The sequence below is a fragment of the Comamonas sp. HJ-2 genome, assembly GCF_053615495.1.
The window spans coordinates 83642-102484 of the sequence record NZ_JBSIFD010000010.1 but is presented as its reverse complement, the minus strand read 5'-3'; the positions used below and the strand labels follow the sequence as shown (position 1 = coordinate 102484).

Sequence of the window (18843 nt, the reverse complement as noted above, 5' to 3'; positions counted from 1 at the left end):
TCCAATCCCTGAAGGAGTATTCACCATGCGTTCCACTCTGTTCGCTCTGGCCGCTGCGTCCCTGTTTGCCACCGCTGTCCAGGCGGCACCAGCCACTTACGCCATCGACCCCACACACACGTTTGCGACTTTCGAGATCGACCACTTTGGCGCCTCCACCAACCGTGCCCGCTTCGACAAGAAAAGCGGCAACGTTCAGTTCGACAAGGCAGCCAAGACCGGCAAGGTCGAAGTGACTCTGGACATGACTTCGGTGAACTCCGGCACGCCCTCCTTCAACAAGCATCTGCAAAGCGCCGACATCTTCAACGTGGAAAAATTCCCCGAAGCCAAGTTTGTCTCCGACAAGTTCGTGTTTGACGGCGACAAGCTCAAGGAAGTGACCGGCCAGCTGACCCTGCTGGGCAAGACCGCCCCCATCACCGTCAAGGCCAACAAGTTCACCTGCTACGAAAGCCCCATGCTGCAAAAGCGTGAAGTCTGCGGCGGCGACTTCGAGGCCACCATCGACCGCACCCAGTGGGGCGTGAACTACGGCATCCCCTACGGCTTCCCCAAGGAAGTGCGCCTGGTCCTGCAGATTGAAGCTGTGAAGCAGTAATCCAGGTCCGCAAAGACTCTCGAGTGAAGCCCCTTGCGGGCTCTCTCTTTGGCCTGGCCCGTGCAAGCGGTCCGGGCTTTTTTGCGTCTGCGGCATGCTTCAGACACAAATCCCCTTCATCAAAAAAATTTACTTTAGGTTAATCAATTACGAATAGTAGAATCAATCCACTCACACAATTGAAGGAGACATCGCATGAGCCAAGCCGCCCCTACCCCGGTTTACTCCCAGCCCCGGCGTGCGGACATGAGCCAGCTGCCCGCACCTGCCGCCGTGCAGCAGTTGCACCACTACGCCTACAAGGCCAAGGATGCGGAAGAGACTCGTCACTTCTACGAGGACATCCTCGGCCTGCCGCTCTACCACATCATCCAGAGCGACTACGTCCCCTCCACGGGCGAATACTGCCCCTACACCCATTTCTTCTTCCGCCTCAAGGACGGCTCCTTCATCGCCTTCTTCGACATTGGCGACGACGAAGCGGCCCTGCCCTCACCCAACACTCCGATCTGGATCAATCACATCTCCTTCCGAGTGGACTCCGTGCAGGAGCTGGAAAACACCAAGGCCCGCCTGCAGGCCTGCGGCGTGGAAGTGCTGGGCGTAACCGATCACCACATCTTCAAGAGCATTTACTTCTTCGACCCCAACGGCATCCGCCTGGAGCTGACGGCCCAGCTGGCCGACGAGCTGCAGATGCTCAAGGAAAGCAAGACCGCCCATGCACGCCTGGACGAGTGGACGGCCCGCAAGGAGCAGTGGCGCAAGGAACGTGCCGAGGGCAAGTCCAGCGCCCCCCTCAAGCCGCAGAACAACGACCGGCCGGAGTTTGTTCCTGGTAAGTAACTCCCCTGAGCGGCTACGCCGCTTCCCCCAAGAGGGACGACGCCCTCGCTGCGGGGCGGTTGGGGCTGCCCAGGCCTTGCTCGACGTCTCTGGCGTGGTACATGCTTGTTCAAGCGAAGTCTCGCTAATTCAATAGCTACAAGCGCTTGATAAATAAGCGCAAGAGGACGAAATAAGACCTACCGCGCTCATCACTGGATCGGATCGCTAAAATCATTGGCAATCCGTCCTTATCTTTCATGCAGACGGCATCCCTTTTCAGGATGCCGTTTTCATTTCCAGAGTTCTTGTAACGCAGCCATGAGCGACACCATTCAACAGCCCGGCCTCGACAGCCTCTCCAAGTCTTTTGAACCTGCCTCCATCGAAGCCCATTGGGGCCCTGAGTGGGAAAAGCGCGGCTACGGCAATGCCGGCTATCGCGGCACAGGCAAGCCCGGTACCGAAGCTACCGCTGCAGGCAACAACTTCTCCATCCAGTTGCCCCCACCCAATGTGACAGGTACGCTGCACATGGGCCACGCGTTCAACCAGACCATCATGGACTCGCTGACACGCTACCACCGCATGAAGGGCTACAACACGGCCTGGATTCCCGGAACCGACCACGCAGGCATCGCCACCCAGATCGTGGTGGAACGCCAGCTGCAGACCCAGGGCGTGAGCCGCTATGACCTGGGCCGCGACGATTTCACCAAAAAGGTCTGGGAGTGGAAGGAAAAGTCCGGCAACACCATCACCACCCAGATGCGCCGCATGGGCGACACCGTGGACTGGAGCCGTGAGTACTTCACCATGGACGACAAGCTGTCCAAGGTGGTGACCGAGACCTTTGTGAAGCTGTACCAGCAAGGCCTGATCTACCGCGGCAAGCGCCTGGTGAACTGGGATCCGGTGCTGCAGTCTGCAGTCTCCGACCTGGAAGTCGAGAACCAGGAAAAGGACGGCAGCCTGTGGCATATCGCCTACCCGCTGACCAGCGGCGAAGGCAATCTGGTGGTCGCAACCACCCGTCCCGAAACCATGCTGGGCGACGTGGCCGTGATGGTCCACCCCGAAGACGAGCGTTACAAGCACCTGATCGGCCAGACCGTGACCCTGCCCCTGGTGGGCCGCCAGATCCCCATCATCGCCGACGAATACGTGGACCGAGAGTTCGGCACCGGCGTGGTCAAGGTCACGCCGGCCCACGATCAGAACGACTATCAGGTGGGCCAGCGCCACAAGTTGCCCATGATCTGCGTGCTGACGCTGACCGCCAAGATCAACGACGAGGCGCCCGAGAAATACCGTGGCATGGACCGCTTCGTGGCCCGCAAGGCCATCGTGGCCGACCTGGAAGAGCTGGGCCTGATGGTCGAGATCAAGAAGCACAAGCTGATGGTGCCCATCTGCGACCGTACCGGCCAGGTGATCGAACCCATGCTGACCGACCAGTGGTTCATCGCCATGAGCAAGGTCAGCGACCAGGACCCGAGCGGCAAGTCCATCGCCCAGAAGGCCATCGACGCCGTCGCTTCCGGTGAAGTTCAGTTCGTGCCCGAGAACTGGGTCAACACCTACAACCAGTGGATGAACAACATCCAGGACTGGTGCATCTCGCGCCAACTCTGGTGGGGCCACCAGATTCCTGCCTGGTATGACGAGGAAGGCAATATCTACGTTGCCAAGAACGAAGCCGAAGCCCAGGCACAAGCTGACAAGGTTTCCCCCGGCAAGAAGCTGACCCGCGATGCCGATGTGCTGGACACCTGGTACTCCTCCGCCATGGTGCCTTTCAGCACCATGGGCTGGCCCGAGCAGGGCCATGCGGCCGATGACGACTTCAACCTCTATCTGCCCTCCTCGGTGCTGGTGACCGGCTACGACATCATCTTCTTCTGGGTCGCCCGCATGATCATGATGACCACGCACTTCACGGGTCGCGTGCCGTTCAAGCATGTCTACATCCACGGCCTGGTGCGCGATGCGCAAGGCAAGAAGATGAGCAAGTCCGAAGGCAATGTGCTGGACCCCGTGGATCTGATCGACGGCATCTCGCTGGAGCCGCTGCTGGAAAAGCGTACCACCGGCCTGCGCAAGCCCGAGACCGCTCCTCAGGTGCGCAAGAACACGCAAAAGGAATTCCCCGAAGGCATCCCCGCCTACGGAGCGGACGCACTGCGCTTCACCTTTGCGGCCCTGGCATCGCTGGGCCGCAGCATCAACTTCGACAGCAAGCGCTGCGAGGGCTATCGCAACTTCTGCAACAAGCTCTGGAATGCTTCGCGTTTCGTGCTGATGAACTGCGAAGGCCATGACTGCGGTCTGGCACCCCACACCAAGGAGCAGTGCCAACCGGGCGGCGAGTTCGCTGGCTATATGCACTTCAGCCAGCCCGACCGCTGGATCAGCTCGCAGTTGCAAAAGGTCGAGGCAGAAGTGGCCAAGGGCTTTGCCGAGTTCCGCCTGGACAATGTCGCCAACACGATTTACGACTTCGTCTGGAACGAGTTCTGCGACTGGTATCTGGAAATCGCCAAGGTGCAGATCCAGACCGGCAACGAGGCCCAGCAGCGCGCCACGCGCCGCACGCTGATCCGTACGCTGGAGGCGATTCTGCGCCTGGCCCACCCCATCATTCCGTTTGTGACGGAAGAACTGTGGCAGCAGGTTGCGCCCGTGGCCGGCCTCAAGGGCGACTCCATCGCCGTGGCACGCTACCCCGAAGCACAGCCGGAGAAGATCGACGAAGCCGCTATCGCCTACGTGGGCCGCATCAAGCAGATGGTAGATGCCTGCCGCGCGCTGCGTGGCGAGATGGGCGTGTCGCCCGCTCAACGCCTGCCGCTGCTCACCGTGGCCGGCAATGCCGAGGACTCGGCATTTATGCGCGCCAATGCCGACGTGCTCAAGAACCTGGCCAAGCTCAGCGAAGTCAAGGTGTTCGATGACGAAGCCGCATGGGCCACCGCCGCACAGACTGCTCCGGTCAACGTCCTGGGCGACATCCGCATGGCTTTGTTTGTCGAAATCGACGTTGCAGCCGAGAAGGCCCGCCTGTCCAAGGAAGCCAAGCGCCTCGAAGGCGAGATCGTCAAGGCCAACGGCAAGCTGAGCAACGAGGCCTTCTGCGCCAAGGCTCCTGCCGCAGTGCTGGAACAGGAGCGCAAGCGCCTGGCCGACTTCGGCGCGACACTGACACGCATCAACGAGCAGCTCGCTCGTCTGGGCTAAACCCCGCTAAACTCCCTCCAAAAACAAGGCGCAGGCAACTGCGCCTTTTTTCCATCCAGAAAAGACAAGCACATGAGCAATCAAACCCGCGTCCGCAAAGCCGTGTTCCCAGTTGCAGGCCTGGGCACCCGTTTTCTGCCCGCCACCAAGGCTTCGCCCAAGGAAATGCTGCCTGTGGTGGACAAGCCGCTGATCCAGTACGCCGTGGAAGAGGCGTACGAGGCAGGCATCCGCGACATGGTCTTTGTCACCGGCCGCAGCAAGCGGGCCATTGAAGACCATTTCGACACTTCATACGAACTCGAGAACGAGCTGGAGAATGCCGGCAAGCAGGCCATGCTGGACCTTGTGCGCAGCGTCAGCCCGGCCGATATGAACTGCCTGTTCGTGCGCCAGCCCCGCTCCCTGGGCCTGGGCCATGCCGTTCTGTGCGCGCAACCCCTGGTCGGCAATGAACCCTTTGCCGTCATTCTGGCCGACGACCTGATGACAGGAGAGAATGGCGGCCCCGGCGTGATGGCGCAGATGACGGCCGCTTTCCAGAAACAGGGCCGCTCTCTGCTGGCCGTTCAGGAAGTTCCGCTCGAGCACACCAAGCGCTACGGCATCGTCAAGGGCGAGCCTGCGGGCGGCCCACTGATGCGCATCGATGAGATCGTGGAAAAGCCCGCTCCCGAGAAAGCGCCATCGCGCATGGGTGTGGCGGGCCGTTACGTGCTGACTCCCGCCATCTTCGACGAGATCCGCAACCAGCCAAAGGGGGTGGGTGGCGAGATCCAGCTGACCGATGCCATCGAACGGCTGATGGCTCATGAAGCCGTCTATGCCTTCCAGTATGCAGGCAAGCGCTATGACTGTGGTAGCAAGGAAGGCTTTCTGGAAGCCACGGTGGAGCTGGCGCTGCAGCACCCCGATGTGGGCGACAGCTTTCGCGAATACCTCAAGAGCTTGAGCCTATAAGCAAGATCGGCCAAAGCCGCTCTGATGACAAAAGGCCTGCGCTTGCAGGCCTTTTGTCCGTCCAATGCTCTCAGACCGATTCAGCGCTCAGCGCCGACGCAGGATATGGATGAATTCATCACCGACCGTCTGCTGCTCGACCAGCTCATTGCCGGTCTGCTTGGCAAAGGCCTGGAAGTCCCGGATGGAGCCGGTATCTGTGGCCACGACCTTGAGCAACTGGCCGCTTTGCATGGCAGCCAACGCCTTCTTGGCCTTGAGAATGGGCAGCGGGCAGTTCAGGCCGCGGGTGTCAACTTCTTGATCTACGTGCATGGGGTGGATTCCTCGTCAGCGCCGATTGTAGAAAAACCAGGCGCTGGCAGTGCCAGCGCGGTCTTTGCTCAATCCAGAGCCGGTGCCACCGTAAAGCGAGTGTCCTCAGCCCAGCGTCGCACAGGCCATTTGGCGGGATCAGGCTCCGGATTCTGGCCGGGACGGAAAGCGCCAAAGCGCGGCTCGAAGCCTTTTTGCTTGATCCACTCTGCCAGAGCGTAGCCCGTGCCTGCAGGCCAGCACAGCGACTCCTGGGCCGTCTGCCAGCGGTATTCCAGCAGCTCGGGCGAGAGCTTCACATCCTCGGGTCGGCCCTGCACGCGCACATGGTAGGCAATCAGCACCTGATTCATGCGCAGAAACTCCGAGCAGCACAGCAGACGCAGTGCCTTCACGCGCAGCCCCGTCTCTTCGAGAACCTCGCGACAGATACCGGCTTCTGGCGATTCACCGGCTTCCATAAAGCCCGTAATCAGGCCGAAAACGCCCTCTTGCCACAGTGCATTGCGCGCCAGCAGCACCCGGCCGTCATCACCTTCCACCACAGCCGCCAGCACCGGCGTGGGATTGCCCCAATGCGTGAACCCGCAACTCGGGCAACGCAGACGCTGCACCTCGCCGCTGTCCTCGCTGGCCACAATCCATTGCAGCTCAGTCGCGCAGTTGGAACAAAAGCGGACTTCATAAGCCATGAGGCTCTCCGTATTCTTCACGACTTACGCAAAACGGGTTCAGGCGAGGCGTCTGTCTCATAAGGCAGGCCGCTGTTGCATTCTTGTTTGCGTAAGTCCTATTCTTGATATTGATAGCAGTCAGCGCTTGATGGATAAGCGCTGACTGTCATTTGGAGCGTTGATTCTCTTTTGCGCTATCACGCAAAAGACATTGCTCATGCCGGAAACACGCCTGTAGAGAGGTAGCGATCACCACGGTCGCACACCACAAACACGATGGTGGCGTTCTGCTCGCGTTTGGCAATTTCCTGGGCCACCCACAGTGCACCGGCAGCCGAGATACCAGCGAAGATGCCCTCTTCGCGCGCCATGCGGCGGGCCATGTCTTCGGCATCGTCCTGCGTCACATAGACCAGCTCGTCGACCAGCGAAGCGTCATAGATCTTGGGCAGATACTCCTCGGGCCACTTGCGGATGCCAGGAATGCGCGATCCCTCGGAAGGCTGAGCGCCGATGATCTTGATGTTCGGGTTCTTTTCCTTGAGGAACCTGGCCACTCCGGTAATGGTTCCGGTAGTACCCATGGCACTCACAAAGTGGGTGATCTCACCACCGGTCTGCTCCCATAGCTCCGGCCCTGTGGTTTCATAGTGGGCCCTGGGATTGTCGGGATTGGCAAACTGATCCAGCAGCACACCCTTGCCCTGGGCCACCATCTGGTCGGCCAGATCGCGCGCATATTCCATGCCGCCGCTCTTGGGCGTCAGAATCAGTTCGGCGCCGTAAGCCTTCATGGTCTGTGCGCGTTCGATGGACAGGTCCTCGGGCATGATCAGAATCATGCGATAGCCCTTGATGGCTGCAGCCATGGCCAAGGCAATGCCGGTGTTGCCCGACGTTGCCTCGATCAGTGCGTCGCCCGGCTTGATCTCGCCGCGCTCTTCAGCACGCTGGATCATGGACAGCGCAGGCCGGTCCTTGACGGAGCCAGCCGGGTTGTTGCCTTCGAGCTTGCCCAGCACTACGTTTGCACGTTCACGGTTTGCATCCGCGCCGATGCGTTGCAATGCCACCAGCGGCGTGTGACCGATAGCATGTTCGATGGTCGAATAAGTTTTCATGTCCAATACTGTGCCATAATTCGCGTCTGCGCTAAGCGAAGCCCGGGTGGTGAAATTGGTAGACGCAGGGGACTCAAAATCCCCCGCCGCAAGGCGTGCCGGTTCGATTCCGGCCCCGGGCACCACATACAAAAAGCCGTTAAGTCTCAAAGACTTAACGGCTTTTTTCTTTGCCGCAATGGTCCCCTCGCAATTTGCGATTTGGCGCATCTCAAAAAAACGATTGGCGCAAAAACCATGCGACGACATCCGAAAGCACGCCTGTGTCCTCCCGCTTGCGTGGCGAGAGAGCAGCTCTCGCCTTGGGCAGAGGCGCCCCCATCCAGCGATGGCTTCAGTCTGCCTGGCGCCCCGCAAGCCTCGTAATTTCCCTCCCCCCATACCTTGCATCCCGTGCCGCGGGTTCGCGACATGCCGACCGGCTCGTAATTTGCCCCACGAAGCAGGCAGGCGCGACGGTAACGTCATGTCCCGCCAAAGAGTGAAAGTAGATCAAAATACGAAATGAATACAAATCGTTCGTATTCGACAACAATGTCAGAGCCAATCCTACATTGGGTATGGCTATCAGAAATTAATACTTATTGCATTAATTAACGCCAGCTCATCCACCTAGCACACGAGCTCAAGAAACCACATGCCTACGGATAGCAAGTCACGCTTCACGAAGAATGTCATCCCTATGGATGAGGTTCTGACACGGACTGGGTTATCAAGATCGATGCTCTACAAGCTGTTGCGCAAGGACAAGTTTCCTCATCCCACACCGATGAGCAACAGAGCCATTGGCTGGTTTGAAACGGATGTCGAAAACTGGCTGCAGGCGAGCAAAGCAATCCGCCAAGCGAAACTGGCTCTACCTGTCGTCTACATGGCGGGAAAAATGGGGACAGATTTAGACAACGAGGACCCGGGCAGAGAGTTTTCCTGTTGGCGAATCTTCGACGTATCCAGATCCAAGGCACTTGGTGATCTAGGGATCGAGAATTCAGATACCGATGTGCTGATCGCGCCGCCGGAAGAAATGCTATTTCACGGAACTCGTACGAGGTTCATGTATTCAGGTCCATGGAAAGCGAAAAATGGCAGCCATGGACACATGCATGACGCGAATTCTTACTCTCCCTCCAATCCACAAAGCGCTGCCTATCGCGGAGCTCTTCAAGGCATCTCACGGGCCGACGTTGTTGTCGCCTATCTCGAAGACCTGGAGGCTTTTGGAACGCTGGTTGAGATCGGCTATGCAAGAGCGGGCAATAAGAGAGTGATCGTGATTACTGCACCTGCCCTCAAGAAACTGCAACGAGACCAGGACTGGGAGCATGGCATTTGGTTCGCTATTCGCGCGGCTGATAGACACATCGAACTACCAGACCATCCTGGCTCCAGCCAGAACGACCTCTGGCGATCAGCACATGCGCATGCAGCATCGGTCATTTCGGAGTGGTATCCCCATTCATTGACTCCCCCTCCCAGTGCCGCCGAATAGAGTGCAGTGGTCAGCTCAGATTTGCTTCATAAGGAGGCTGCCTCACAATCTCCCGTCCCGCCCGCTCGTTGAATGTATCGAACAGCTCTTGCAACGGGGCAACCTCACTCTTGTCACCGGCAATAAAGAGGCTGGCAAACGAATCCGCGCCATGCCTATGTGCGACATGCGCAACTTCGCGGCAGGCCCATCCATGACATCGATGAAGCATCAAAGCTGCTGGATCGCAGCCATGTGAAAACAGCACGCACGCTTTGCCCAACAAGGAGCACATGCTTGAAAGTGACCAGGTAAAAGCTCCTTCCACCTCATGAAAGAAATTTCTCTATAAAGAAATCTGCAAAAAATATTTCAGACTCAAATATCATTTCAATATGAGATTTAAGACAGAGTATTTTCACATTTAAGACCTAGAGCACAGTTAACAACAGTATTCAAATAATACCTATCAATATTGCACATCTGACGGCTTGCGCCCTGGTTCTTACTTGCATCTTTCCGTAAATATTTTTTATATGCGTTGACACTGTCAAAGGGCTTATTTGCAAGTAGGACGCGACCTCTAGAGAGCTTTTTCCTTGGGCTATCAATTTCAATATTTCCACTTCTCTTTCAGTCAGCGACTCAAAGCTCTTGTGTTTGAAGATACTTTCCTCATGAAAATTGGCCTTGAATATTTTTGGAATGATTTTCTTTGCCACTACTGGAGATATAGCGGCTCCACCATTAGCAACTTCCAGCACAGCTTGCGAGTAGCTTCCAAACCATGAGTTCTTCACTAGGTACCCAACAGCGCCTCTTTTAAGAGCATTCATGGCCGCGTCGTCGTTTTCACTTGCAGAAATTGCAATGCTCAGCACGTCAGGCCTCTTTAGTTGGATCGATTCCAGCAACTCGATTCCTTGGCCTTCACCAAGAGACAGGTCAATGAGGAGCACATCGAAATCTTGCAAAAAGATGTTCTTACGAGCCTCTCTATAGCTGGAGGCCTGCCCTACCAGAAGAGTGCGCGGATCACGCATGAGCTCCTGCGAGATCACATTCCTGACATGGCTGTCTTCGTCAACCAGAAAGACTCGCACCGGCTGGTTCTGCTGACCCTTCATGTCGGACGGCCACATGCGCCCAAAGACAGTAGATGTGACTTCTGTACTGCCAGCATCATCAAACCGTGAGCTCATAAATGCGTCGGATAGATACATGTGACACTCCATTTGATGAGTCGATTTCTTTGGAATCTCGCGAAAAATAGAATTCATTCCATTGAAAATCTACAAAAAATAAATAAAGAAAAATAAGGTTTAAATTTTTACAAATTAATACTGAAATACTAGGTATTAACTTCTTTTCATCAGAAAAATAGATGTAAACCCTTTATTTTTGAAACAATGGACATATAAAATAAAAAGAAATACAGATTACATTTTTTAGCATTGTAAGAATTTTCCAACAAGCACTATTCTTTCAATAGCACAACATCCACAAGCCACAACAAATCATTCATTTTTCTCATCATTTTAAATTCTTCAAAAAATATCTTTGAATGGGGTATTACTGTTTCTCCGTCGTTTTCTGAAACTGCCTTCACCGAAAGCAGTTTTGGAACGTAACAAAGCACTCCATAACTTGTTGACGGTTAACACTGGCCTTTGCGAAATTGCATCGGTCTTTCGCTCACACACTCTCAGTTGTCTGAGAACTCGCTATTCAAAGGAATGATCATGAAAAAGTCTCTGATTGCCATGGCGGTTATTGCGTTGGCTGGTGTTGCATCTGCTGCTGTGAGCGGCTCAAGCATCGCTGCCACAAACACGACGTCGAGCGCATCTTCAGCTACGGTGTCGGGTGCTGCCAGCTCGGGCAACGGTGCTGCGCTGAGCATGAATAGTGCAACCTCCGGTGCAACCTCCAACGCCAATGCCGCTGGTGGCGGCATTGCTGTAGGCCCTTACGGCGCCGGTGGTGCTGCGGTCAGTGGTGGCGCAACGACCTACGGTAACGTGAAGAGCCTTTCTGCAACTTCGGGCAACGCTGTTGCGGGTGGCGGTGCTGCGACCAACGCTAACGCAGGTTCTGCGGCCCTGGCTGGCTACAGCGCAGGCCCCGTCAGCGGCGGAGCAGCTGGTGTGGCCACTTCGCACACAGCCAACCAAGTTGCCACTGGCGCAGGCCCTGGTGGCGGACTGTCCTATGTGAACAGCAATGCTGGCACGACTTCCGGTTATGGCGCAACTTCGGCTGCTATCTCTGGGCCTAGCGGCGCATGGACCAACACCGGATCGGGCGCAACCTCGGTGGGTACCGTCCATCAAAACGCTGGAGCATTTGGCAATGCTGGCTACTTCTCCAATGGTGGTGGCACCTCCGGTACTGCCGGTGCAGGCTCCGCTGCCAATGCCAACTAAGGCAGCTGTCCCAAGATAGTTGTGTTTGTCCCGGGCCTGGCTGCCTGGCCGGGCTCGGGCAACGTAGGAGCAAAGCATGAAATTCTCAATAGCTCTGTTAAGTCTTTGCGTTCCTTTGTGCAGTTATGCGCAAAGTGCCGACAGCAGCGCGCAAAGCTCCTCTAGCTCCTCTTCCGTGGGGGCGCAACAGAATCAGTCGGTCACCATTGTCAATCCGGTCGTTGCCCCGGCGGAAAGTCGATCTGTATCCACGATGGACAGCAGATCCACTTCAACCTCCGATCAAAACATCACAACGAACGGCACGACCACCCAGAACCTGAACAGCACGGTATCCGGGACGTCCAAGAACATTGTGGAGTACACAGGTACTTACACCATGAAAAACGTTCCCAGCGTGAACGGCCCCAATCTCACAACCAGCAATGACACCTGCATGGGCAGCAGCAGCGGCAGTGCCAACGGACCTGGCTTTGGCGTGAGCTTCGGCACAACCTGGACGGACGAGCATTGCAAACGCCTGAAAATGAGCCGTGAGCTCTGGAACAAGGGCATGAAGGCAGCTTCTCTGGCAATGGACTGCATGGATCCCGCCGCTCGCGTGGCACTGGAGATCACGGGTTCTAAATGCCCGCAATCCATGACTGCAGACGAGCGCCGCAACAACTACGGGCCGGATGCTTCGGCACAAGGTAGCCCCACTCCCGCTTCAGTGCCCACAGAGGTTCAGTCAAGTTTGACACCTGAAGCCCCTCGCCCCTCGCTTGTAACATCTGTGATGGAAGATCCACGTACAGCACAGCTGTATGACAATTAGTGGGCGTGATTCCTAATCTAGGAGGCCGCTATGGGCAAGACTCTAGCTCTTTTAGCGATTGCACTATGCAGCGCTTCGTCTTTGGCTGCACCCGACTCCAGGGCCATCAATGAACCGTTGAGCATTCAACGCCAGATCTTCGGAAGTGGCGAGCAAGGTGCAGCAGGCTCGCAACAAGCAGAGCCAGTGGGGGACTATGGGGTATGGCATGTGCCGCAGTACCTGCCTGGTTACCCTACTGCAGCAACTATCTGGCCCCGCGCCATACCTGTGAAATGCAAGGACAGGCAATGCGAAGGCTATGTGATTACCCCGCAGATGGGGCCAGGTGAGTACCTGTTTTTCGTGCCTACAAGCGAATAGGCTGGTCAAAGGCATAACAGGGCGGCAGCACTTCTTTGGTGCTGACAGCAACTCACCTAACAAGGGCGGGCTTCAACCCGCCCTTGTTGATTTGTGCTCTGCAAATATGCAGCCACTCAGCACTGATAGCAACACCAAGCGAAGTACCTGCTGACAAATCGACCCAGCTTCGACCTCATGTCGGCATCATGGGCGCAACGCGTTTTTGTCCAAAGGAACGCCGCGACAATTTTTTGCGCCTGAATATCGAATACAATCCGCATCCTCCCAGGGTGAGTGCTGGGAATTGAAATCCCCGCAGCAGGGCGTTCCGGTCCAATCCGGCACTACATACCCAAGCCGAAAAGGCAGCTTCGCTGCCATCCAGCCTTCCGTTCTCCACGCGAAAAGCCGGCGCATCAATTACGCCACAGCCCCATGCCTTTCCCTTGCCGGGATAAGGCAGGATCTCTCTTGCTCGCTCATCTTTTCGAAGTTGCACAGTCACTGTGCATAACTTTGCACAATCTGGTGCGGATCTATGTCTTGCAATACCATGCCAGGCACCGGCAGCATCGCCCATCTGTCAAACATCCACTCGCTTCAAGCCCATAGCACACAGCAGGTCACATGGGACATTTCTCTCTGGAAAATGCCTTTTGAGCATCGCTGCACTTGTACTGTCAACGAGAGCCTTTGCTGTCAATCCGAGCAACCCTGGCTTGAGTCAAGCCACAAAAAAAGCGCTGTCCATGACAGCGCTTTTTTCCACAGATCATGTGGACATGATTGTGGATATCCAGTGAAATCCTGGTGATAACAGCACACAAGCCCTTGTACTTGCGGGTTGAAAGGTAGGTTGCCTCCAAATCAGGCAATTGCAATCCAAGGGTTAACCCCGAGCATTTCAGAGCTGGCGCCGGATCACCATACGCCCCGACTCGGTGATATGCCAGTGCTTTTCTGCATCCTGCTCCACGAGGCCCCGCTCCAGCAGGCGCTTGGAAAGATATTCCTTGGCGGCAGACCACAGGGAGACATCCTCGCCCAGCTCCAGCTTCTTGAGTGTTTCCAATTCATCGACCGTAGGTTCATACACAGGTGCGCGATAGACTGCGGTTTGCATGGTGACTTCTCCTAAGCTCGTGCGATGACTGGCCGCTTCGGCTCCGAAGCGCCTGAGATCCAAGATAAACCTGTCATCCGCGACACGCAATAGTTACCCGCCTGCTTTACCTTTATTCACCCAAGCCATACCCCACCCTTACAGAGTTGGCAGCCTGACAACAGGCTGCCAACTCATTATTCAGGAGCTGACCACCTTTATGCTGTATGCGCTTGCCGTACTTTTTGCCTTTCAGCTACTGGGGGAGTTCCTGGCCCGCGTCACGGGCTTGCCTCTGCCCGGCGCGCTGATCGGCATCCTGCTTTTGCTGCTGGGCCTGCTGTTTTACAAACGCCTACCCAAGACACTGGAAGATACTGCTCAGGTTCTGTTGCAGAACATGATGCTGCTTTTCATCCCCGTCATTGCAGGCGTAATGTTGGAATTCGACCACCTGCGCCGCGAATGGCTGCCGTTTGTGCTGGCCTGCATTGCCGGAGCTGCCATCACATTCACCGCAACCGCCCTCACCTTCCGCTTCTGCCTGCAGCGCCAGCTCACTCTCAAGCCGGATGACGAGCCCGCGGCAAGACAGGAGCAGAGCTTATGAGCACACCCCTGCTTGAACGCCTGCACACCGCCTGGCTGAGCCTGGCCCAAGGCTCGCCCCTGCCCTGGCTGGTGCTGACCATGCTGGTCTATCTGGCGGCCATGGCCATCTACAGGAAAAGCGGCAACCGCCCCATGCTGATTCCGGTGTTTACCGGCGTGGTCGTCATCGTCGCGATTCTGTTGCTCACAGGCACGCCTTATGAAACCTATCGCAGCGGCGTATCCCTGCTGGGTCTGATGATAGGCCCGGCTACCGTGGCACTGGCTATCCCGCTCTACGCCCAACGCGAGCGCATCCGTCAGCTGTGGCTGCCCATCAGCGTGGCGCTGCTGGTGGGCTGTCTGGTCGCTCTGCTTTCAGCGCTGGGCATCGCCTGGGCCTTTGGCGGCTCGCAAGCTACGCTGATCGCCGTGGCACCCAAATCGGCCACCATTCCCATCGCCCTGCCCATGGCCGAGCGTTTTGGAGGAACACCCTCGCTGGCCGCCGTGGCCGTGGCCATTACCGGCATCAGCGGCACCATGATGGCACCGCTGCTGTGCCGCGTCCTGCGTCTCAAGGATCCAGCGGTTCAAGGCTTTGCCATCGGACTTACGGCCCATGCGATTGGCACGGCACGCGCCATCCAGCTCAACCCCACGGCCGCTGCGTTCTCCGCTCTGGCCATGGGCTTGAACGGCGTGGCCACGGCGGTGCTGATGCCACTGGTGCTGGCCATTACCCCCTGGATTTAAAACGATAGCTGCTGGCGCTTGATGCATAACCGCTGGCAGCTATTTTTGATTAGGCTTGCGCTCGCTACGCCGGTAAGCTGCAAGCGCCCCCAGAATCAGCGCCATCCCCAGCCACTGCGCCGGCTGCGGCTTGGCACCAAACCAGAGCAGATCCACCAGCAAAGCCATGACGGGGTAGATAAAGGACAAGCCGGCGATCGCCTGCGCCCGCAGTCTTTGAAATGCCGTGTACATCAGTGTGTACATCCAGGCCGTGTGCACCAGGCCCAGCACCAGCACCGCAGCCCAGACCTTGGGGCTGAAGAGTGCCTGGGCGCGCAGCTCCCACACCCAGGGCAGCAAGCTCAGCGCACCAAGCAGCATCTGCAGCATGGCGATCTGCGCCGGCGCAAGCCGCCTGAGCCGCTGAGTGGCCAAGGTGGCCAGGGCATAAAGACTGGCTGCCAGCAGTGCCAGCACAATGCCCAAGGATTGCCCTTGCGACGCCTGCTGATCAGTCAGCCCTACCAGGCCGCTGCTCAAGCCCACGCCTACCAGCGCCAGCAGCAGCCAGGGCAGCCGATTGAGCGGCAGAGGCTCGCCCTGCAGCAGAGCCGCCAGCAGCAACAGCAAGAAGGGCTGTACGTGATAGACCACCGTGGCAATGGCAATGCCGCTGTATTCATAGGCACGAAACAGGCACAGCCAATTGACGATGAGCGCCACAGCCCCCAGCAGCAGCCAGCCGCTCTCGCGCCAGGTCGGCCGGGACCACTGGCCCGACCAAAGCACCCAGGCCGCCAGCCCGAGTCCGCCAAGCAAACAACGCAACCACACCACCCACAGCACGGGCAGGCCGCTCTCCACCACCAGCAGGCCGATGGTTCCGGAAAGCGCCATGGCCAGCACCATGCGCCAGCTACCGCCGGCTGCTGCCTTGGGCGGCGAGGTGGCGGCCAAAGCCGGCTTGGAAGCCAGCACTTGTAAAGAGGAAGATGTCTGGGAAGTCATGATGGCATGGTCCGCCAATCACTTCCAAGCATCAATACAGCTCTATTCCACTTACTATTACCCTTAGATCAACAATCAAGCTGAACCATGAGCACAGAGTCCGGCCTGCTTCCTGAAATGCTGGTTTTCGCCAAGGTGGTGGAGCTGCGCAGCTTTGCCGCCGCCGCACGGCAACTGGATCTGACCACCTCGGCCGTCAGCCGCAGCGTGGGCCGGCTCGAAACCCATTGGGGCGTGCAGCTGCTGCACCGCACAACCCGCTCCCTGTCCCTGACCGAGCTGGGCGCCGAGGTCTATGCCGCCTGCAGCCAGCTGGCACAGACGGCCAGCGATATCCACGCCATTGCCGGCCATTACAGCGGCGTGCCGCGCGGCACGGTGCGACTGACGGCACCGACCATCTTTGGTGAAATATGGCTCAGTGCACAGCTGCCTGCGCTGCGCCGCCAATGGCCCGAGCTTGAGGTCGCCGTCAGCCTCAGCGACCAGATGCAGGACCTGGCGCAGCAAGGTCTGGATCTGGCCATCCGCCTGACCCGGCCAGAACAGCTACCACCGCATATGGTGGCGCGCGAGCTGCGCCAGGTGCGCTACATCGCCGTGGCCTCGCCGGCCTACCTCAGGGGTCTGATCAAGCCGCCCGAGCATCCACAGGAGCTGGGACGCGAGCATGGCGTGGCATGCATCACGCTGGGCTATGGCGACTTTCAGAGCCGGCTGCAATGGGTGCACGGCCAAACCCGCAGCCCAGAGGCTGCCGTGACCGAAGTCGCCGTTCACTCTCCTTTGTCCATGGACAGCAGCACGGGCATCATCAATCTGGCGCTGCAGCACCAGGGCATAGGCCTGGTGGCAGACTTTGCCGCCCAGGCCGTGCTGAGCAGCGGCGCACTGGTACAGGTACTGCCCGACTGGCTGCTGACGGGCAACTACGCGCCGCGCACCGCTTATGCACTGTATATGCCATCGCGCCACCTGCCGCTCAAGGTGCGGGCGCTGATCGACCATCTGGTCGAGGCCGGCAAGCGCTGAGTCCATGACTCAAACCGGCTCAGTTCCAGCAACCTGAAGGCCAGCCGTATCGACAGTCGCTGCGGCGGCCTGTGGCCAGAAAAGAGCCCGCACTTCGGCGTTGGCATAAGGCAGGACCAGCGCCAACCCGCTCAGCAGGGTGCCCGCATCGGCGGCGGCGCTGCCCAGACCCGATTGCAAAACAGGGCCCGTAAAACAGGACACCAGCAAACCGGCTAGCGTCGAGCTGACCGCCAGACTTAGCGCCCAGCTTCTGAAGCGCAGTTGTCCGTAAAAAGAAGCCAGCGTAGTCACAACCACCACCGCCATGGCCAGCAATACTCCGGGCGGATAGCGCTTGATGCCGCCGAATTGCACCATGCTGTCATGCACCGACTTCAGACTCGCGGGGATCAGCGGGAAAAAGGCGTCCAGGCACAGGCCCGCCAAAGGAATTGCCGAGGAGGCAAGAACAATGGCCCGGTATGTCGACTTCTTCAATTCCCTCTCCCTCGATGTTTACCGCGCATCGTATCGGGATATCCCCATTCGCCCGCTACAAGCTTGTGGACAATACCAACCACTCAACGGGATAAGCGTATCAAGCCCTTGTTCTGCAAAGACTTTTCAATACCTGCTTGATTTTTAGGCAAATCACACTATACGGCTCTTAAAGCCTACAAACTCCGCATTTCATAGCAGCTCACGCCTACCCAAATTGGGCTGTAGCCCAGTTTTCCCCACTAAATCATTACAAGCTTGTGGACAAACCGGAGCAAGCACTTGAATAAGCGACTTAACTCCTTGTCACATTAGGGAAAACGGGGTGCTGATTATTTTTTAATCAGCACCCCCGTTTATGCACTAAAACTCAGCGACTCAGCGCAGCGGCCCTTGCCAATCTCCCAGGCGGTAGGCACTGTCCCAGAACATCCATTCCAGCCGGGCCGCATCCTTGTAGGCCGCATGCATGGCCGCGCGCGTGGCCTCGGTGGCCTCCTCGGCCAGGCGATCCACCGTGGCGCAGACGCCGCGCACCGCCGCATGAAACTCCTCGCTGGCATAGGTGTCCACCCAGGCCTGATACGGATTGTCCTTGGCCGAGCGCGCATGAATGTCGCGCCCCACCTCGGCATAGATCCAGAAGCAGGGCAGCAGGGCCGCAACAGCCACCGGATAGGAGGCGCTCCAGGCCGTGGCCAGCAGATAGCTGGTGTAGTGATGGCAGGCCGGCGTGAGCGGCGTGGCTGCAAACTGCTCGGGCGTCACGCCGAAGTCACGCATGAAGCCACCATGCAGGGCGCGCTCCACCACCACGGCCTCATTGGCGGCATTGGCAAACTGCACCACGCCTTCGGCGTTATCGGATTTGGCCGCCGTCACGGCCAGCGCTCGGCCATAGGCGACGAGGTAGTGCGCATCCTGAATCATGTAGTGGCGAAAGCGCTCCCGGCTCAGCGTGCCGGACGCCAGCTCCTGGTTGAAGGGCAGCTCCAGGGTGCTTTGAAACAGTGCCTGGTTGGCGCTCCACAGGCTTTGGCTGAATGACATGATTCGACTCTCCACTGCAAGAATTCATAGCAGCCAGCGCTTTGCTGGCCGGG

Annotated in this window: 20 protein-coding genes and 1 tRNA gene; 12 read left to right on the top strand and 9 right to left on the bottom strand. The window is 57.8% G+C overall.

The window, feature by feature from the left end:
* The first annotated feature begins 25 nt into the window (after window positions 1–25).
* The 4 genes from ACWGXF_RS09620 (at window position 26) to galU (ending at window position 5623) form a co-directional block, all read left to right on the top strand.
* A complete protein-coding gene (locus ACWGXF_RS09620; protein WP_003069125.1) occupies window positions 26–601 on the top strand; it encodes a YceI family protein in 576 nt (191 codons plus the stop codon).
* A 195-nt stretch (window positions 602–796) separates the two neighbouring features.
* A complete protein-coding gene (locus tag ACWGXF_RS09615; protein WP_003069123.1) occupies window positions 797–1447 on the top strand; it encodes a VOC family protein in 651 nt (216 codons plus the stop codon).
* Between the two features lie 300 nt (window positions 1448–1747).
* Window positions 1748–4663 carry a valine--tRNA ligase gene (locus ACWGXF_RS09610; protein WP_452101863.1) on the top strand — a complete coding sequence of 972 codons (2916 nt, stop codon included), beginning with the start codon at window positions 1748–1750 and terminating at the stop codon, window positions 4661–4663.
* A 72-nt stretch (window positions 4664–4735) separates the two neighbouring features.
* The gene (gene galU, locus ACWGXF_RS09605; protein WP_003069120.1) at window positions 4736–5623 is read left to right on the top strand and encodes a UTP--glucose-1-phosphate uridylyltransferase GalU; all 888 of its coding nucleotides are present in this window, start codon (window positions 4736–4738) and stop codon (window positions 5621–5623) included.
* Between the two features lie 87 nt (window positions 5624–5710).
* Here the strand turns inward: galU and ACWGXF_RS09600 are convergent, their stop codons facing one another.
* The 3 genes from ACWGXF_RS09600 to cysM all read right to left on the bottom strand — a co-directional run bounded on the left by ACWGXF_RS09600 (window position 5711) and on the right by cysM (window position 7733).
* The gene (locus ACWGXF_RS09600; protein ID WP_003052800.1) at window positions 5711–5938 is read right to left on the bottom strand and encodes a sulfurtransferase TusA family protein; all 228 of its coding nucleotides are present in this window, start codon (window positions 5936–5938) and stop codon (window positions 5711–5713) included.
* A gap of 68 nt (window positions 5939–6006) precedes the next feature.
* Window positions 6007–6630, bottom strand: a complete 624-nt coding sequence (locus ACWGXF_RS09595; RefSeq protein WP_003069116.1) for an NUDIX domain-containing protein — start codon at window positions 6628–6630, stop codon at window positions 6007–6009.
* Between the two features lie 197 nt (window positions 6631–6827).
* Window positions 6828–7733 carry a cysteine synthase CysM gene (gene cysM / locus ACWGXF_RS09590; protein ID WP_003069113.1) on the bottom strand — a complete coding sequence of 302 codons (906 nt, stop codon included), beginning with the start codon at window positions 7731–7733 and terminating at the stop codon, window positions 6828–6830.
* A 40-nt stretch (window positions 7734–7773) separates the two neighbouring features.
* Here cysM and ACWGXF_RS09585 point away from each other — a divergent pair.
* A tRNA-Leu gene (locus ACWGXF_RS09585) sits at window positions 7774–7858 on the top strand.
* Between the two features lie 512 nt (window positions 7859–8370).
* A complete protein-coding gene (locus ACWGXF_RS09580) occupies window positions 8371–9222 on the top strand; it encodes an AlpA family phage regulatory protein (protein ID WP_256631107.1) in 852 nt (283 codons plus the stop codon).
* Between the two features lie 434 nt (window positions 9223–9656).
* Here the strand turns inward: ACWGXF_RS09580 and ACWGXF_RS09575 are convergent, their stop codons facing one another.
* Window positions 9657–10424, bottom strand: coding sequence for a LuxR C-terminal-related transcriptional regulator (locus tag ACWGXF_RS09575; RefSeq protein ID WP_039049092.1), 768 nt, complete (start codon window positions 10422–10424; stop codon window positions 9657–9659).
* A 482-nt stretch (window positions 10425–10906) separates the two neighbouring features.
* Window positions 10907–11086 (bottom strand): hypothetical protein, encoded by a 180-nt coding sequence (locus tag ACWGXF_RS09570; protein ID WP_223305645.1) that lies wholly within the window; start codon window positions 11084–11086, stop codon window positions 10907–10909.
* Here ACWGXF_RS09570 and ACWGXF_RS09565 point away from each other — a divergent pair.
* From ACWGXF_RS09565 to ACWGXF_RS09555, 3 genes are all read left to right on the top strand, one after another.
* Window positions 11004–11627, top strand: a complete 624-nt coding sequence (locus tag ACWGXF_RS09565) for a hypothetical protein (RefSeq protein WP_223305646.1) — start codon at window positions 11004–11006, stop codon at window positions 11625–11627. The two genes, ACWGXF_RS09570 and ACWGXF_RS09565, sit on opposite strands and share 83 nt — an antisense overlap.
* A 76-nt stretch (window positions 11628–11703) precedes the next feature.
* Entirely contained in the window at window positions 11704–12444 is a 741-nt protein-coding gene (locus tag ACWGXF_RS09560; protein WP_256631108.1) for a hypothetical protein, read from the top strand.
* Between the two features lie 30 nt (window positions 12445–12474).
* Complete coding sequence (locus tag ACWGXF_RS09555) at window positions 12475–12807, top strand: hypothetical protein (RefSeq protein WP_012839430.1); 333 nt, start codon at window positions 12475–12477, stop codon at window positions 12805–12807.
* An 886-nt stretch (window positions 12808–13693) separates the two neighbouring features.
* On the opposite strand, the gene ACWGXF_RS09550 is transcribed toward ACWGXF_RS09555, so the two are convergent.
* Window positions 13694–13912, bottom strand: a complete 219-nt coding sequence (locus tag ACWGXF_RS09550) for a hypothetical protein (protein ID WP_003069105.1) — start codon at window positions 13910–13912, stop codon at window positions 13694–13696.
* 199 nt (window positions 13913–14111) lie between these two features.
* Here ACWGXF_RS09550 and ACWGXF_RS09545 point away from each other — a divergent pair, with 199 nt between their 5' ends.
* Together ACWGXF_RS09545 and ACWGXF_RS09540 are read left to right on the top strand one after the other, a co-directional pair.
* Window positions 14112–14501, top strand: a complete 390-nt coding sequence (locus tag ACWGXF_RS09545) for a CidA/LrgA family protein (protein ID WP_256631109.1) — start codon at window positions 14112–14114, stop codon at window positions 14499–14501.
* Complete coding sequence (locus ACWGXF_RS09540; RefSeq protein ID WP_054074634.1) at window positions 14498–15238, top strand: LrgB family protein; 741 nt, start codon at window positions 14498–14500, stop codon at window positions 15236–15238. The genes ACWGXF_RS09545 and ACWGXF_RS09540 overlap by 4 nt, the downstream gene beginning before the upstream one ends.
* A 39-nt stretch (window positions 15239–15277) precedes the next feature.
* Here ACWGXF_RS09540 and ACWGXF_RS09535 read toward each other — a convergent pair whose 3' ends face one another.
* Entirely contained in the window at window positions 15278–16228 is a 951-nt protein-coding gene (locus ACWGXF_RS09535) for a DMT family transporter (RefSeq protein ID WP_122974677.1), read from the bottom strand.
* 87 nt (window positions 16229–16315) lie between these two features.
* On the opposite strand from ACWGXF_RS09535, the gene ACWGXF_RS09530 reads away from it, so the two are divergent.
* Window positions 16316–17260, top strand: a complete 945-nt coding sequence (locus ACWGXF_RS09530) for a LysR family transcriptional regulator (protein WP_012839434.1) — start codon at window positions 16316–16318, stop codon at window positions 17258–17260.
* A 9-nt stretch (window positions 17261–17269) separates the two neighbouring features.
* Here the strand turns inward: ACWGXF_RS09530 and ACWGXF_RS09525 are convergent, their stop codons facing one another.
* Window positions 17270–17740: a hypothetical protein gene (locus ACWGXF_RS09525; RefSeq protein WP_452101862.1), complete on the bottom strand. Its 471-nt coding sequence runs from the start codon at window positions 17738–17740 to the stop codon at window positions 17270–17272.
* Between the two features lie 378 nt (window positions 17741–18118).
* Window positions 18119–18790 (bottom strand): thiaminase II, encoded by a 672-nt coding sequence (tenA, locus tag ACWGXF_RS09520; RefSeq protein ID WP_256631110.1) that lies wholly within the window; start codon window positions 18788–18790, stop codon window positions 18119–18121.
* Window positions 18791–18843 lie beyond the last annotated feature (53 nt).